The sequence below is a fragment of the Scytonema hofmannii PCC 7110 genome (genome assembly GCF_000346485.2).
In the GTDB taxonomy this organism is placed as follows: Bacteria; Cyanobacteriota; Cyanobacteriia; order Cyanobacteriales; family Nostocaceae; genus Scytonema; species Scytonema hofmannii.
This window is the reverse complement of sequence record NZ_KQ976354.1, coordinates 5,823,554-5,839,083: the sequence shown is the minus strand read 5'-3', so window position 1 is coordinate 5,839,083 and position 15,530 is coordinate 5,823,554. Positions and strand designations below refer to the sequence as shown.

General features: G+C 41.9%; 16 protein-coding genes and 3 pseudogenes. 5 read left to right on the top strand and 14 right to left on the bottom strand.

Going from position 1 to position 15,530, the window contains the following annotated elements; all coding sequences use genetic code 11:
• Window positions 1-27 precede the first annotated feature (27 nt).
• Window positions 28-156, top strand: coding sequence for a hypothetical protein (locus tag WA1_RS60165; RefSeq protein ID WP_272819213.1), 129 nt, complete (start codon window positions 28-30; stop codon window positions 154-156).
• A gap of 553 nt (window positions 157-709) precedes the next feature.
• On the opposite strand, the gene WA1_RS57225 is transcribed toward WA1_RS60165, so the two are convergent.
• Entirely contained in the window at window positions 710-859 is a 150-nt protein-coding gene (locus WA1_RS57225; RefSeq protein WP_017739946.1) for a hypothetical protein, read from the bottom strand.
• A gap of 467 nt (window positions 860-1,326) precedes the next feature.
• Between WA1_RS57225 and WA1_RS57220 the strand changes: the two genes are divergently transcribed.
• On the top strand, window positions 1,327-1,473 hold the full coding sequence (locus tag WA1_RS57220) for a hypothetical protein (RefSeq protein WP_158516684.1): 147 nt from the start codon (window positions 1,327-1,329) through the stop codon (window positions 1,471-1,473).
• Between the two features lie 87 nt (window positions 1,474-1,560).
• Here the strand turns inward: WA1_RS57220 and WA1_RS24245 are convergent.
• The 7 genes and pseudogenes from WA1_RS24245 to WA1_RS24220 form a co-directional block, all read right to left on the bottom strand.
• Window positions 1,561-1,740 (bottom strand): annotated as a pseudogene (locus tag WA1_RS24245) (response regulator transcription factor); the annotation flags it as partial.
• Window positions 1,741-1,751: 11 nt separating this feature from the next.
• On the bottom strand, window positions 1,752-1,904 hold the full coding sequence (locus WA1_RS60160; protein ID WP_017739948.1) for an ATP-binding protein: 153 nt from the start codon (window positions 1,902-1,904) through the stop codon (window positions 1,752-1,754).
• Window positions 1,901-3,094, bottom strand: coding sequence for a catalase family protein (locus WA1_RS24240; protein WP_017739949.1), 1,194 nt, complete (start codon window positions 3,092-3,094; stop codon window positions 1,901-1,903). Before WA1_RS24240 ends, WA1_RS60160 begins: the two co-directional genes overlap by 4 nt.
• Window positions 3,095-3,134: 40 nt before the next feature.
• Complete coding sequence (locus WA1_RS24235) at window positions 3,135-4,571, bottom strand: Dyp-type peroxidase (RefSeq protein WP_017739950.1); 1,437 nt, start codon at window positions 4,569-4,571, stop codon at window positions 3,135-3,137.
• Between the two features lie 46 nt (window positions 4,572-4,617).
• Complete coding sequence (locus tag WA1_RS24230) at window positions 4,618-5,928, bottom strand: hypothetical protein (RefSeq protein WP_017739951.1); 1,311 nt, start codon at window positions 5,926-5,928, stop codon at window positions 4,618-4,620.
• A 35-nt stretch (window positions 5,929-5,963) separates the two neighbouring features.
• Complete coding sequence (locus tag WA1_RS24225; protein ID WP_017739952.1) at window positions 5,964-6,404, bottom strand: hypothetical protein; 441 nt, start codon at window positions 6,402-6,404, stop codon at window positions 5,964-5,966.
• A gap of 278 nt (window positions 6,405-6,682) precedes the next feature.
• Window positions 6,683-7,735 carry an IS701 family transposase gene (locus WA1_RS24220; RefSeq protein WP_066613377.1) on the bottom strand — a complete coding sequence of 351 codons (1,053 nt, stop codon included), beginning with the start codon at window positions 7,733-7,735 and terminating at the stop codon, window positions 6,683-6,685.
• 798 nt (window positions 7,736-8,533) lie between these two features.
• Here WA1_RS24220 and WA1_RS24215 point away from each other — a divergent pair.
• The gene (locus WA1_RS24215; protein ID WP_017739953.1) at window positions 8,534-8,911 is read left to right on the top strand and encodes a nuclear transport factor 2 family protein; all 378 of its coding nucleotides are present in this window, start codon (window positions 8,534-8,536) and stop codon (window positions 8,909-8,911) included.
• A 77-nt stretch (window positions 8,912-8,988) separates the two neighbouring features.
• On the opposite strand, the gene WA1_RS24210 is transcribed toward WA1_RS24215, so the two are convergent.
• From WA1_RS24210 to WA1_RS53155, 6 genes and pseudogenes are all read right to left on the bottom strand, one after another.
• The gene (locus WA1_RS24210; protein WP_017739954.1) at window positions 8,989-9,411 is read right to left on the bottom strand and encodes a type II toxin-antitoxin system VapC family toxin; all 423 of its coding nucleotides are present in this window, start codon (window positions 9,409-9,411) and stop codon (window positions 8,989-8,991) included.
• Window positions 9,408-9,680 (bottom strand): hypothetical protein, encoded by a 273-nt coding sequence (locus tag WA1_RS24205; protein WP_017739955.1) that lies wholly within the window; start codon window positions 9,678-9,680, stop codon window positions 9,408-9,410. The genes WA1_RS24210 and WA1_RS24205 overlap by 4 nt, the downstream gene beginning before the upstream one ends.
• Before the next feature lie 24 nt (window positions 9,681-9,704).
• Entirely contained in the window at window positions 9,705-9,959 is a 255-nt protein-coding gene (locus WA1_RS24200; RefSeq protein ID WP_017739956.1) for a hypothetical protein, read from the bottom strand.
• 89 nt (window positions 9,960-10,048) lie between these two features.
• Window positions 10,049-10,345 (bottom strand): GNAT family N-acetyltransferase, encoded by a 297-nt coding sequence (locus tag WA1_RS60155; RefSeq protein ID WP_272819212.1) that lies wholly within the window; start codon window positions 10,343-10,345, stop codon window positions 10,049-10,051.
• 51 nt (window positions 10,346-10,396) lie between these two features.
• A complete protein-coding gene (locus WA1_RS24195) occupies window positions 10,397-13,294 on the bottom strand; it encodes a COR domain-containing protein (RefSeq protein ID WP_017739957.1) in 2,898 nt (965 codons plus the stop codon).
• A gap of 374 nt (window positions 13,295-13,668) precedes the next feature.
• Window positions 13,669-13,758 (bottom strand): annotated as a pseudogene (locus WA1_RS53155) (leucine-rich repeat domain-containing protein); the annotation flags it as partial.
• A gap of 131 nt (window positions 13,759-13,889) precedes the next feature.
• Between WA1_RS53155 and WA1_RS24190 the strand changes: the two are divergent.
• Window positions 13,890-14,603, top strand: a pseudogene (locus tag WA1_RS24190) (enoyl-CoA hydratase/isomerase family protein).
• Window positions 14,604-14,660: 57 nt separating this feature from the next.
• On the top strand, window positions 14,661-15,431 hold the full coding sequence (locus WA1_RS24185; RefSeq protein ID WP_017739960.1) for an SDR family oxidoreductase: 771 nt from the start codon (window positions 14,661-14,663) through the stop codon (window positions 15,429-15,431).
• The last annotated feature ends 99 nt before the right edge of the window (window positions 15,432-15,530 follow it).

The window sequence follows — 15,530 nt, the reverse complement described above, 5'->3', positions numbered from 1 at the left end:
CTATACTCAACACGACTAAGTAGGTAGGTGAGAAATACAACAGAGCCGTTAGCCCTATCTTTACCTCAATGGGTTGTACTGTTGCGATCGCTACACGAACGGATTGGGGGTTCTGCAAGTTGGACTAACATTTTACCCAACCCCCTTGAGGAGTGAACGGCTTCTCCTCAATTGCCCGACAGAAATGTAAGTGAATATCAGGTGTTTAATTATTCCATCCCTCGCCTGTGGCAGTCAGGCGAATGCGATAGAAACAGGGTTATTTTACCGTTAAATTAAGCGAGGAATTGTCAAACTCTTGAACAAACGCAGTTAAATCAGAAACCTAATCAACGCAATTGTAGCGATCGCATCCCTGATTGTTTTCTTCAAGCAGGTGGATTTCACAAACAATGCTTTCCGGTGTGTAAGTAGAGCAAGTGATCCGATAGGGCAGGGAGTTCCCATTCAAAAGACGAAACACGACTTTGACACTGCTCAAGCAAAACGCCATTCCAGTTTGTCTGCCGACTGGAGAACATCAGCGTTTTATTCAACCGCGATCGAGGGATCATATGCTGCCTTCATCAGCGCATAAGCCTATATCAATAGAATTATTGCAAACATCTTAACAAAAATTTGCATCGTGTCCCATTTTGCACCTACTTGTGTATACACCGCAGCCTTGGTATAAGTTAATCTTGCACGGTAAGAAATGGCAGCAGATTGGTTAAGAAGTTTTGCTTGGGAAATTTCGTTGCAGGTTGACTAACTCATTCAACTCATCGAGTAGTTCTTCTGCCTCCGTATCCCCCTCATCTGCTTGTTGCAGCAAATAGCTTAAAATTCTATTCATCAATGCGTTTGAAACTTCCATCATTTTTATACCTTCCACAAAAAACTAACCTTTTCTACTTGGAACGTATTAACAACTTTTCTTATGTGCAGGCTAACGCGATCGCTTAGCTAAATTCTCTGCCAAAAGACTAATTAACATAGTCAGTTTACTCATCTAAAGACAGAAATGTTTCAAAGCTTCTTGAGAGTATGGCACACAAAGATAATAAAGCTAATGACCGGTGTGATAGTAAGGTAGTTTTAGTAAGCTTACTGTCGGTACCGTAATATGATGAACAAATGGTGATGAATCGCCACATTTGTAAGCGTGTCATAGTTTTCAGCCCTGCCTTTAACGGTTGGTAAGTTTGGCAACTTCGGGAATGACTGAACGGAGCGAAAGCGAAGTTATCGGAATCTCAACCAAAACAGACATCAAGAGCGCACCCAACCCCATCAAATGCAGGACAAAACGGGCTACGTGCGAGTATTCCCATTGGTTTCGTACTTGTGTCCAATCCGTTGGCACTGATTGAGGAGTCCATTGGAAGATCTCACGGTAAGAAGGTTAAGCAATGGTTTACCTCACAACCAACGGGCGATCGCGCTCGTGCTGCAGTCCAAGGGCGAAGACGGGAGAAACTGAAAAGGGAATAGGAAGCCGAAACTTGTGGCATCCAATCAGGTTCTATTTCGTTAATTTGAAACAAAGGGAACAAACAAAAAGCAACACAAGCTAATTGAACAAATCGGCATCCGCACATCCATCAGAATCACATCCGGTTGAAGTTGGTGGGTGAGAGCGATCGCTTCCTGCCCTTGATCAGCTTGTCCAATGATGTCCAAATCTTCCTCTAGGGAAAGGAGAAAAGCTAAACCTTGCCGAAATAGGGATTGATCGTCTACCAGTAATAATCGAATCATAGGAAATTTTTCTACCGAGGAATCATGATTTGAATGCAAGTTCCTTGACCAGGTGTACTATGAATTTGAAATTGACCTCCTAACAACTGAACTCGTTCTTGCATTCCCTGCAAACCAAAACCAGTATAGGTTTTCTCTACATTGAATTGTCTTCCCAATCTCAAAGGACTTCCTGTACTGATTCGTTAAAAACCTCATCCCCGTTTGGCTCAATTCTTTGATCTTGATTCATCTGCTGTCGAAACTTGGATGTTGCCAAATAAATATACTTTCTGGCTCTGTTCTGATTCCCTAAGGGGCGATGAGCAGCTATACTATGCCAGGGGTTGAAAGATAAGTTTCGGGCAAATTTGAGTTGATCGGGAGAATCAAATTTTTGAGAGGGAATGTGGATTGTGGCTACTTTAATCCATGGAGAGAGTTTTTCAGACCAGATAACAGAAGTGTTCTCGATCGGCATTTTGTAAGGGTCTGTTTGCAATTGCACCATAAAATCAAAACAAACTTCTCGCTTATCCAGTACCTTCACCATTGCTTCTCTAAGGTAATCGTAGGATGGATTTTTAGGTATTTCCGTTGTCTCACCTATGCATGGTTTTATCGAATACTTAATGGCTTTTCCTTCACCATAAAGATATGGTACACAACTAAAATATGTAACCTCTAGTGGGCTAGTATGTGCTTTTGCATACAGTCCCTGCATCATAGCATCGAGCAGGTGTGAATCAAAAGGATTCAAGAAATACCATGCGGGAGTATCATTATAAACTTGTTGTTGAAGTTTGAGATTCTCGACAATATTTGGGGTGGTAAAGGTAGGAGCACTTATACCCGTAAAATCTTGGGTCATTTTCTCATCATCAATTAATTTTTCTCCCTCTACGCCCATCAATTTCACACCGATACTAAGGATGCCATTATCATCAAGATCGTGCGTTACAAATGGTCCAGGTCCTGCAAACCTGATCCAAGCTGGATAGATTCTAGATTCATTAAATATACCTTGTCTTAGCTCATTAGGTAAATCGCGTAAAATTTCAAAACTACCTTTAACAATGCCGTAGGTTTTTGTATTGCCTGCTCTTTCTGCAGTTTTTCCAGTATAGTGCTTGACCAAAAAATCGGTCATTTGTTTAGCAATTTGATTCTGGATTTCTTCTTCATTAGGAAGAATTTTTTCCTCAGCAATATTCAGGTTTTCCTTTTTTCTTCCTAAATTTATAAAAAACTGTGTTATGGCTTCAATTGGCTTTTGAAATAACCAATCAAATCCGTCTCTCAACTTAGGGTTAAGTCGTCGTGTAAATTTGATGAAAGCTTCAATTAAAGTATTAATAATTTTAGGAATATTCATAATTTTATATAATTTTTGTTTGAAATTTTTGCCAAGCTATTTACATAGATGCTAAGTACCGAAACGCACTGATGCTTGGTAAGAAAAAGTAGGCACCTCCCCGAACCACAACAAATCTGGGGAGACCAATTATGCGCTTTCTAACTGGCATAGACTGTTCTGTAAAGGTGACTGTTGCTTCGATTCCTTCAAGGTTGCGATCGCCAATTAAAGCATCGGTATCGCTGTACAATCCACTGAATTTTGGATTGTTGATCCAGGTCTGCTGAACGAACTCAAACTGCCGACCAATGTTAGCGTTTATACAGATAAAATGCATACCTCGTTCTCCAGAGACTTCGGCGTTTAAAATATCTCGCGGATTCATAGATGCAGCAATTGGCATCCCATAGCTGCGACCTCTACGTAGAATCCGGTGTCTCTTATTGATAGCAATTGACTTTTCTGTACCTGGAGCAGGGTCTAGCGAATCACGGGGATTGGAGCGGCGAATGTGTGCGCTCAAAGGACACTTAAAACCGTGAGGATCTGTGTGATGGTAATCAAAGTCGTTATCATTGGCCAGTGCTGGTTCATCCCGATCTGGTGTTTTCACCAAAGGTGCGCCGTCAGGCCAACGTCCGACCATTTTCGACGCCAGCTCGATCTGAGCATTGGGGTTACTCTGACCATTACTTTCTTTAGTTGCGTCATCCAGAAAACGCCAGAATTCCTGAACCCTCTGACTCAGTTGTCGAAAAACGAGGTAACTACCATTTTGACCCAAATCGCGGTCTCCAGAACCTTCGATATCGTTAGGTAAGATACCCTGCGGATCTTGTTGGGCTTTCACCATCGGTCTTTCTGTATACAACCCATACTCATTGGGGTAGCCGAGAATAAATTCTCCTGCTTTGATCGTGTTCTCTGGCGAGCCAACTCTGCTCAGCCCTTCAATGATTGGTTGCGAGATACCGTCTCGGAAGCCAAAATGTTCTCGACGTACATCCTCTTCATCCTTAGGGAAAAAAGTTTCTAGCTTATTCATTTGCACAGCACCGCCTGCAAAGTTTTTGGCATGAAATTCGTACAACTCCAAAAGAGCCGCTTCATCACTTGCATACAGCATAAGAAGGATGTGTACTGTTGCTGTATTTGGACCGCCCCATTCCCACAATTCAGGCGCACTTTCTTCGCGATCGCCAAGAAAACGACTGCGATGGGAAGTGACCATACCTTCTTTAAACTCATTAGAGAATGTACTAAGTGTGTGTTTATCGACACCCAACGCTTTTAGTCCTTCATAGGTGAAGGCAATATTCAAGCAAGTCTTCGATGGTCGTTCTTCACCATTCTGAAGACTATTGCTCAATGTCAGCAGCCACTGTTTTGTAGCTTTAGCATTTTGAATCTCAAGCAATACAAAACAAGCGGCTCTTAAATTAGAGTAACCCCGTATAATAATTCCTTGAATATCCTTAAGTTTGAGGGGGTGCATAGTGTAAATAGTCCTTAAAAATAAGTTTGCTGAGCTAAGATTTGGCTTACAATCGACGCAGCCACTCCAACCTTTGTTGTTGGTTCAAATTCTTAAAAAGCCCTGCACGAATCTGCGCGTTATTACTCAGGTTGACGGCTGTGAGTTGGGAGTAGGCGGGATACCAAACCTGTGTCACAACTTGGTGCTGGCGTATAAATGCTTTAAACGCTTGTTCATCCTTAGCACCATCTAAAATGAGCCAACGAGTTTTGGGATACCCGACTCCATTGCTAAATACGGCATTTAAACCCCAAGCAACTTTGTTAATAAAGTCATCCATGTAGCTTTCCAAGCTGCCATCATAGTTGCTCATAAATAACACGCGCCGTCCCTCGTCAATAACGATCCATCGGGCAAAGTGGATGGTGTCTACGCCATCTAAATTAAGTGCATCAACACCAGCAAGATTGCCATTGTTGAAGATATGACGGGAAGCAAAATTGACAAGCCATAGAAGTACCCTGACCGTAATTTGTCGGAACAGCCCTGGTTTGATATAACCAACAGCGCTGAATTGGTTTTGCACAACATGGTCTTCACGAATAGCAAGTTCGCTTCTTGGCTTACCTGTATTGAGTTTTAGATTATCCTGCTGTGCATCCTGTTCTTCCTTGTAGCGCAGAATTATAAAGAATATAGGAGAGAACGGTAGGAACAAAAGAGATAGGGTGAGGATTAGCAGAAGACCGAAGATAAAATGGAGCGTTTCTTTCACCTGCCATAATAAATTGGGTCGTGCTGCTAGGAACTGCGCCCAACTGAGTGAGCTTTCCCCTTTGACAAATTCCTGGATTGCTCTATGGACTTCTTTAGCATCCCAGTCCGAGAAGCTTTTTGCTTGTTGTCGATCTAGAAAATCTTCAATTTTGTCCCGGAGTTCGGCTTCTTGCTTAATTTGCTGTAAAGTTCGACCAATAGTATTGACGTAGAAGGCTTGGACTTTTACTTGATGAGCCTGGAGAAAATTGAGACGGCTTTGGTGAGTGCGATCGCCCACAGCCGGATATCCTTCACAGCGATCGTAGATTTGATCCAGCCCATCCCCTGCGACATCAACAAGTTGGTTGAAATGCTTGTCCAATGGTGCATCAATGCAGCTGGAAAATATCAAACTTGGTTGGAGTGTATTGCCATCAAGGTCTTTTGACTCTTCCAAAATGACGAACCGTGCAAAGTGAATCGTGTCAAACTGTAGGAAGGGAATTATTTTATTTCCTTGAATATCTTTGTTAATTGACCCCAGCAATTGCTTGAGGTCTTCCATTTTTTCCTGCTTAATTTTTGCGATTATTGTCAGCGCAACTTGATGTGTCATAAGTTCGCTCAGCTTGGTTCTGATATGAAGTGTTTCTAGAATTCAAGGATGAAGTTTAATAGCCGTGTTTTTCCCCAGTAGGCATTACCTAAATAAATGCCAGGTGCTACCTCTCGGATTTCGTCTCTAATTTTTTGGGCAACAAAGGAGGTTTTGGAGTAGTCCAAGATAATAGATTCTCCATCGCAAAGCCAGCTTTCACCTTTGTAGACTTCTGCTTTGACTAACCTGATTCTAAAGGGGGTAAGCTTATTTAGCAAAGACTCGCGATCGCCATAAAAGACTTTTCCTTGCCAAGCAATTAACCTAATCAGCAATGAAAGAACTGGTCCTAATCCGAATCCACCGATGGTGATTACTGTACCCTTGCCGTTACCTTCAGGTATTGTTCCTATAGAACTGTTCTTGTACAATTCGTCCAGTTCGGCTTGGGACATATGCATCAAATCTGTTGTTTTCAGCGCTTGGAGGGTCATGTTTCATTACCTCAATTTTTATTTAGTTTGATTTACATCCAACACCATTTTAGATTTTGAATTGAGAAAGCCTTACCTAGCCTTATTTTCACATTCTTTTTTCAAATTTCTCTAATTAAATGTTGTCACTAGACAACATTTAACTAACTCCTTCTTTGCTATCTAATGCAAGCATATTATCAAAAAAATGTGAATTTGGGTATGAAAAACTGTTAAGTAAAATTTAGGCGGATGAGGAAAAATCTCTATAAAGTTGCAATTGTCTATATTCTCAGGACTTACGCATTGACAGAAAATTGACTATGTGCATTCAAGCCTACCTGTTGTTTAAGGTGTTCTAGAATGAAGTCACGAGCTACGTGAAGAGACAAATTTCTCTGGACTTCGTACCAGTTTTCAATTAACTCTTCTATTCTCATTAATTCTAATTGGGTAAAGGCGCGGATAGCACTAAAAAAGTGAGTTCTAATTGCCGCAGATGTCCTCACCATAAATCGCTCAATTCCACACACTTGTTTAATAGCTCGATGGTAGCATTCAATTCCCCAATGAATTGAATGTAATTCTTTAAACTCTGCCATAGATATTGAAAAAAGTGCATCGAGGTCAGGTACATACATGATGTAATATCTGTGAGCTTCGTTTTTGAAATCTCTCCGAAATACTTTCACTTGCCCAAACTTTTTCAGATACACTATTAAACCAGTTTCGGGAATTTCTAGATTTTGGACTTGGATAAAATTTTTACCATCGACTGAACAGGAACGATTTTTAGCTATCCCAGTTAAAAACCCTAATTCCTGGTTTTTTAGGAACTTCAAGTTTTTCTGACTGGAATACCAAGCATCAGTAGTCACTATCTTTGGCTCCAATCCCCACTCCAAAACCTCAGTAATCATTTCTCGTAAGTAGTCATTTTTTGTTTTACCATCTTGTTTGTTATAAATGCGATAATTTACTGGTACAGACTTACCCGACACATCGGTGTAATACAAGGTAATTAGCTGAATTCCTTTGACTGTACGATGATGCCGTCCCGAATAAAAATAACCAATTAACTCTGTTAATTTTTCACTATGAGCCTTGTCAATTACCGTATCGTCTCCACTTAATGTGCCACCTACCAAATTGATATGCGGCTTAACTTCATTAAACAAATCTAATGGTTCATACTGCTCACGTAACAAAAATCTGTTGACACTATCATGAGACAAATCTTCCATGATTTCTGCTAAACGTGTGCAGCCTGGATATTTCGATTCCGCCAGTAAAAACAGAGTGTAAGTGTTTAAATCGCATTTGGCCGTGGATGGCTTGGTAGTTACTCTAATTGCCCATACCCTCAATCGAGACAAGATAAATTATCCATCTTTCCAGTCTCCTACGGACTAGCGTAGGCGTAGCTCGCCGTAGGCATCGCCGATGTTTTTCGGTTTTTTATTACTGCATTTATTGTCTCATTTGTCAATGCGTAAGTCCTGATTCTATTATAGAAAAGTCTTTTAGGCTCTGAAAGTACCCCACGGGGTAATGTTTTATTAAGTATTTATATACTGCTAGAGCGCCAGTACATTAATCTCAAAAACTTGGTTTCTTTGTGGAAACTAGCCATGCTTAGTCTCTATTGTAAAAATTATTAACCGCAAAGACGCAAAGAGCAAGGGAGTAAGGGAGTATCCCAATACTACTCGGTTAACGATAGTCAAGGTGCCAGAACCCCGGTAAATAAGTGCGAAACCGGGGTTCTAATTTTCGCTTATCGGAGCAGTATTGGGGAGTATCCTAATTATTTAACTGAAAAGTATAAATTAACCTGGATGGATGTTTGGAGCGAGCCTGATTTTGGGCAACTTCTTTATTAGCATCAAGAAAATAATCACCACTGTCAGGTTCAATCGCTACATACCAGTCCGTAGGTAGGGCTATGCCGCACAAAAGCTTACGTGGTGGGCTTTAGCCCTACCTACGTGTATTTCAAAAATCAAATAGGAGTCCTATAGTTGTTTTTATTCGGCATGAATTTTTCATCATATATCAAAGTTTTCGGTCTACTGAATATATGCTGGGATAGCTGCGACATTTCTGTAGCGGTGAGGTCGCTTGGCAAGTTTGTTGATATTTAGGAATATATGAATAAAACAGTTGAAACTCAGATTATCAACGCCGAAGAACAGCTCAGACTGGCGATGCTTGCTTCTGATGTAAGCGCCTTGAATGAACTACTAGCCCCCGAAATTATCATCACAAGTCATCTGGGGGAATTATTGGGGAAACAAGACGATCTCGCTGCTCACGAATCTGGTTTGATTAAGATTCACGAACTGACACCTTCTGAGCAGCATATTCAACTTCATGGAGAGGTAGCGATCGTATCAGTCCGCATGCAATTGTCTGGTAGTTATAATGGCAGCCCTGCAAATGGTGACTTTCGTTTCACGCGGGTTTGGGCTGTCTCTCCTAGCGGAACTTGGCATATCGTCGCAGCCCATATAGGTATGGTTGCTTAACAAAGCAGTGAACTACCAACACTCGTCCTCTAACAAAGGAATTGCTACAGAGGCAGATTCTTACTTTTTCCGACTTTTTAGGAATCAGGATTGCTGAATTCGTGGATTAATTGTTCGGGGGTAATTATTCGTGGAACAGTTACCGGAAAATCAGACGGGTTGCGAGTGATAATTGCATCTAAGTGATTAAGGACTGCAGTGCTGTATTGAATAGCGTCTTCAAAATCTCTGAAATTAACAGTTAGTGCCATATTGATTGTGGTACTCTCTACTGTGGCGATTTGACAAAAGGTGATGATTTCTCTCAAGAACTCAATGGCTAAATCTCGACCCTTTTGTTTGCGGATAATGTAGAAAAGGTCACCAAACGAAGATGCTGAAATGTAACCTTGGATTTGCCTTTGCTCAACAAGTGATAAAACTGTCTCGCTATTGGTAAAAAAAGGTTCTTGCTCAAGAGCAACATCTACAATAATGTTAGTGTCAAGGAGAACTTTCACAGGTTATGTTTCTCCTTTAAAGCTTCCCATCTTGCTTCATCTGGGTCAAAATCAGGCGTAGCTGGTTGTGTCTTTTCAAACCAACTTTGTAGAGCTTTGATTTTGGTGGGTCTTTTGGATATTTGTGATTCTGACTGGGCGGCTTTTTCTATCGAAGTTGCCACCTGTAATACAATCACTTCCACCTCACCAGGTGGTATTTTCACTGTTTCGGTAATCACTAAGTTACCTGTATTGTCAATTTTTCCCTTGAGTTTGTAGGCTTGCATCAGATTTTCCTCATGACTCTGTTTCTAGCCTATCTCGTGCTGCCCAAGTTGTAGAGACTTATCCTTCACATTCAGTTGGGGCAGTTTCTTATTTCTCCGACTTTTTAGGAATAGAGAAGACAAGCACAGCACTCCCAATCCACCCAAAGAACACACCGAACACTGCTGAGTCCTGGTTTGGTCAGTTCCCGATGCAACTGAGTTGCGGTTGGCTTCTATGCTAGCAAATATTAAGGTAATACCAAGAGCGGCAATTGCTAGTTTTTGGTTGAATTTCACTTTGACTACTCCCAACGTTTTTCATGTATAATTTTAACACGAACATCTAACGGCTGAAGCCGTATTGCATTCCTACTTTGTGCCTATTGTTACGAATGAAGCGATTTAATCTGTAAAGACATAATTTCCACATCACAATATTGATGATTGAACTTATATGCCATTTTCTCTATTCGACATATTTGAAACCCAAGTGATAGATAAAGTTGTTTTGCTGAGAGGTTATTTGTAACCACATCAAGTAATAATATTTCTATCTCGTTAATTGACCAGAGAGGGTGGCGATCGCTTGTCCTTTCAAATCCCAAATTTTCGCAGTCTTGTCCTGTGATGCGGTCACGATGCGCTTTCTTTCCATCTGGGCTAAAACTGGCGCTTCTGAGCACGTTCTGATGACCTTGTGTTGTCTTTACATTGTTTTTTACTCCTATGTCTTTTCACAATTCTTGAGCAATAGCTTTTAACTCTGAGTTTCCAGGATTTGATTCATACGCAACCCGAACTAGGTCTAAAAGCCATCCCTGAGATTCGGCTGTTTGTATTAATTTAAAAATGATTGTATTGAGATTACTCTCTTGAGTGATTTCATTTAAGTTTTTATCTAGATCGTAATATAACAATTGTTCGAGCAATGACTGTTCTGGAAAAGCACTGATGAAAGCAGAATGTAATTTTTTGCGTTGTTGGCGAATCACGTCTTGATTTTGAAAGGATTTATCTCTTTCCTGAGACAATTCCTGTTGTAATTGTACAGATTTGTCATTAAGTTCCTGTTCCGATCCCAGTTGTTGCAGATTGACATCATCAATTAGCCTGCGAATATCAACCATTTCATAGCTCTTCTCGCACTCAATTTGATACCGATTAGCTTTCAAGCGTTTGTGCAAGTTATCTAGAGGGTAGGAATGAGGTTGTTGGCTTCCTTGACATTCCACGCAGTTGCAAGGAACAAGAGTGTCATACTGCAAACGTTCAAAAGATTGATGAATTTTGTCGAATTCGTGAGTGACAACAGCCAGCAATTCTTTCTTGCGATTTCCTGTGACACGGATTTTTATTTCTTTTTGATTGTAGTTTTCAATAATTTCGGCACGTGTTTGGTCTTTATTGAGAATAACGCCGCTTCTCCAAACAAGTTTTTGTTCTTCAATCCAAGGGTGTATCTCCACAATGAAGCGGGTCAGCATCCCCTTAGGCATGAACTCGTATTCGTAGCGTAAAATTAGATTGTTGGTATCGTCCCAGGTGTAATCGGGTTGGTTGATATCGAGTAATTGCGGTGCAATATAGTTGTCGGGAAGATGGGCAATTGGGTAGCACAGTTTGAACCGCATCATGAGATGGAGCAGTTCATGGAGCATATCGGTGTATCCTGGATCTTCCCAGATATGTTCGAGATCCTCCTGTGTAAAACACCCCAAATTTTTCTTGACGGTTTCATTATCTAATACTTTGTAGACGGCAGTTGTACCCCATTCTGGTTTAAGAATGACATAGTGTTTCAGTGTAGGATCGTCTTGAAAGTGCAGGAATACACCTAGATCGTGTAGATACCGACTCAGCTGTAGCATCTCTTCACGGTCAGTTAAGTTATTAAGTCGGCAAAGTTGTCGATATTCTTCAAAACTAATGTAGTTGCGGGAATAGTTTTCTAAAGCAGAACGGACTCTCACCCAAAGTTTAGGCAAAGGTGTACCAACATGAGGTAGCCTGCTGATGTATTGCTCAATGGCATCTTTGATCTCTGTTAAACCGCGATTATCAGCTAAGTTAGTTGCCAAAACCTCTTTGAGATTGGTAAATTCTCCTCGCAAAGAGCGCTCGTTAACTTCACACTGACGGTCTTGTTTTTCATTTTTGATAATCAGAATGGGGCTGTTGTCGCTCAAGAGTTCAACAATTTTCAGCCACCAGTAAAAGTCAGTGTTTTCTTTGCGAGTATCAGCAACTAAGGCATAGAGAGAACGTTTGGTGAGGAAAAACTGGTGGGTTTGGTGGTAAATTTCTTGACCGCCAAAGTCCCAAATATTAACGCGAAAATCGTGACCGTTATGTTTAAAACGCCACTGAATTACGTCAATACCTTCGGTTGATTTTTCATCGGATTGGAGTTGATAGTTTTCGTCTTCAATTTTTTTAGCGAGGGAGGTTTTGCCAGCACCGCCTTCACCAACAATTAAGAATTTGGCTTCATAAAGGGGTTCGGTTTCGTTGGGATTTTCTTGTACGCGGAAATAGAAATTAAGAATTTCATCGACATCACCAGGTTCTTCCCAGCTTTCCTTTCGCCCCAAAATCTCAGGGGGGATCGGAAGTGGGTTCCCACGGAGATCGAGTTTTTCTAGGTTTGGCAGTTGTCGAATTTCTGGTGGCAGCGCACTCAGTTGATTAGAAATGAGGTCTAGCAATTGCAAGTTGGTGAGGCGTCCGAATTCTGGTGGCAGCGCACTTAGTTGATTATAACAGAGGTATAGCGATCGCAAGTTGGTGAGATGTCCGAATTCTGATGGCAGCGCACTCAGTTGATTGCTCCAAAGATTTAGCGATCGCAAGTTGGTGAGGCGTCCGAATTCTAATGGTAACGCACTCAGTTGATTATTATAGAGGTTGAGCGATTGCAAATTGGCGAGACGTCCGAATTCTGGTGGCAGTTCGCTCATTTGATTGGTACTGAGATCTAGGGATTGCAAGTTGGTGAGGCATCCGAATTCTGGTGGTAGCGTTCTCAGTCTGTTAAAACTAAGGTCTAGCGATCGTAAGTTGGTGAGGCATCCGAATTCTGGTGGCAGCTCGCTCAGTTGATTACCACCGAGGTATAGCGATTGCAAGTTGGTGAGTTGGATTATTTCTAGTGGTAGCCCACTCAGTTGATTACCACCAAGGTATAGCGATTGCAAGTTGGTAAGTTGGACTGTTTCTGGTGGTAGCCCGCTCAGTTGATTGTTCCAAAGGTCTAGCGATTGCAAGTTGGTGAGTTGGACTATTTCTGGTGGCAGTTCCCTCAGTTGATTACCTTCGAGATTGAGCGATCGCAGGCTAGTGAGTTGTCCGAATTCTGGTGGCAAACTTTCGAGACGATTACCAACTATCTGAAGTTCTTCAAGTTGACAAAGCTGTCCAATTTCCCCAGGTAAAGCACATAAATTGTTACTAATGATACCGACTTGCCCACCCTCTTCTCTATACCGATATTTGCCGAGAATCAGTTTTTTGAGTTGAGTCAGTTTTCCTATCTCAGGTGGTAGAACCGTTAACCCTTTGCCACAGAGGTCGAGTTCTGTCACTCCTTCTGTTGCGGCTTGTTCTATTACCTCTAGTAGTTCTGCCTCAGTCATAAACACGCTCTCTACTCAATTTAGTGACTTTGGGTTTTTGGTGGTAACTGCTAGTTTGATGATTTACCCACTGATATCAGGTTCGGTGAAGCACTCATAATATATGTAGGTTGGGGAGTCACAAAAAGTGCTCATGTGTCCACCAGTTGAGTGCAGTGGCGTTTGAGGAACGAAACCCAACATCAATTCTTAGCTTATGTTGGGTTTCTCCATGATATGCCCAACCAGCGTTGATAAATTTTATTATAAGTAATCACCTGAACTTGATATGACATAGTAGATACAATATGAAACTACCAGAAAGTTAGCAAAAGACCTTCCTTATTGAATAGGTAACTGAGAAGTATACTTATGCAAAATAAATCTAGTTTATTTTATTTGACTGGGTTTCCACTCAGATCTAGTTCTTTCAAGTTTGGCAGTTGTCGAATTTTTGGTGGCAGCGCACTCAGGTGATTATAGCTGAGGTCGAGCGTGACAAAACTACCTTACGCACAGCTGTTGAGTTATTCGCCTCAAAGAACAACCAGCTTACTTCAATCGGTATGAAAACTTGCACTTCTACCGAGACGAAAACGGGATTTTGGAAGTACGGATGCACACTAATGGAGGACCTTTGGTATTCACAGGTAAAACCCACCGGGAATTTCCTGATGCCTTCTACGATATTAGTCGCGATAAGCCGGGTACGGCTTGCGCCAAGGGCGATCGCGATAATCGAGTGGTGATTTTAACAGGCACAGGCGACTCCTGGATGGCACAAATTGACTTTCAAAGTTTGGGTGATGTCACTAATCCCCGTGAATGGGACAAAACGTATTGGGAAGGCAAAAAAGTTTTGCAAAACCTGCTGGATATTGAAGTGCCTGTCATCAGTGCCGTCAACGGTTCTGCCTTGCTGCACACCGAATATATCCTCACGACTGACATCGTTCTGGCTTCTGAGAATGCAGTATTCCAGGATATGCCTCACCTGAATGCAGGTATTGTACCGGGCGATAGCGTGCATATCCTGTGACCTTTGGTACTAGGACCATCTCGCGGACGTTATTTCCTGTTGACTCAAGAGATGCTAACCGCCCAACAAGCCGACGAACTGGGTGTTGTGAACGAAGTGTTGCCCTCAGCTCGACTCTTGGAACGGGCTTGGGAACAGGCAAAACAGCTTGCTAAACCACCTACTCTCAACTTACGCTACACTCGCGTTGCTCTGACCCAACGACTTAAGCGATTGGTCAGTGAGGGAATCGGTTATGGGTTGGCGCTAGAGGGCATTACTGCCACGGATCTCCGTAATGCTGGTTCGTAGAATTATTCAACAGTTTGAGAAAATTGTACAATCTGTTTATATAGGAAGAAGAAAACCATGAGCGATCGCTGGACACTGACTGGAAAGAAAGCTCTAATTACAGGAGCAACAAAAGGAATTGGGCGAGCGATTGCCGAAGAGTTCCTAGCTTTGGGTGCTGAGGTAACGATTGTAGCCCGCAATGGAGTAACAATGGAGCAGGTATTAGAATCTTGGCGATCGCACAATTGGAAAGCAAGCGGCATTGCAGCAGATGTAGCTACTACAGAAGGTCGCCAAACCGTTCTCAGCCACATTAAATCTGCGTTTGGCGAAGAACTCGATATTCTCGTCAATAACGTTGGCACTAACATTCGGAAGAAAGCAGTGGATTATTCATCACAAGAATATGCATCGATCTTCCAAACCAATCTCGAATCGGTCTTTGAACTTTGTCAACTCACTTATCCGTTGCTGAAAGCCAGCAAGGATAGTAGCATTGTCAATGTTGGCTCTGTCGCCGGATTAACTGCTATTCGTACAGGTGCTCCTTACGCTATGACAAAAGCCGCCCTCGTGCAACTGACTCGTTCATTAGCAGTGGAATGGGCAGGTGATGGAATTCGGGTTAACACCGTTGCGCCTTGGTTTATCCAAACTCCTTTAACAGAGACTTTGCTAAGCGATCCGACCTTTTTGAAATCCGTGTTAGCAAAAACTCCTATGAGTCGTATTGGCAAACCTGAAGATATCGCTGGATTGGTTGCATTTTTATGTATGCCAGGAGCAGCTTACATCACTGGACAATGCATTGCCGTCGATGGTGGTTTTACCGCCTTCGGGTTTTAGACTGAATGGCACGAAGAAGAGTCAGAAGGCAGGTATTGTTTTTCGTGAGGATGCTGGTATCTGTAAAACGGTAGATTGTTTATAGCGATTCCCACACTC

Bases quoted from the DNA above. Each gene is read 5' to 3' on its own strand.
- WA1_RS57225 (WP_017739946.1), bottom strand. From the start codon at position 859: ATGATGGAAGTTTCAAACGCATTGATGAATAGAATTTTAAGCTATTTG.
- WA1_RS24240 (WP_017739949.1), bottom strand. From the start codon at position 3,094: ATGAATATTCCTAAAATTATTAATACTTTAATTGAAGCTTTCATCAAA.
- WA1_RS24235 (WP_017739950.1), bottom strand. From the start codon at position 4,571: ATGCACCCCCTCAAACTTAAGGATATTCAAGGAATTATTATACGGGGT.
- WA1_RS24230 (WP_017739951.1), bottom strand. From the start codon at position 5,928: ATGACACATCAAGTTGCGCTGACAATAATCGCAAAAATTAAGCAGGAA.
- WA1_RS24225 (WP_017739952.1), bottom strand. From the start codon at position 6,404: ATGACCCTCCAAGCGCTGAAAACAACAGATTTGATGCATATGTCCCAA.
- WA1_RS24215 (WP_017739953.1), top strand. From the start codon at position 8,534: ATGAATAAAACAGTTGAAACTCAGATTATCAACGCCGAAGAACAGCTC.
- WA1_RS24205 (WP_017739955.1), bottom strand. From the start codon at position 9,680: ATGCAAGCCTACAAACTCAAGGGAAAAATTGACAATACAGGTAACTTA.
- WA1_RS24195 (WP_017739957.1), bottom strand. From the start codon at position 13,294: ATGACTGAGGCAGAACTACTAGAGGTAATAGAACAAGCCGCAACAGAA.
- WA1_RS24185 (WP_017739960.1), top strand. From the start codon at position 14,661: ATGAGCGATCGCTGGACACTGACTGGAAAGAAAGCTCTAATTACAGGA.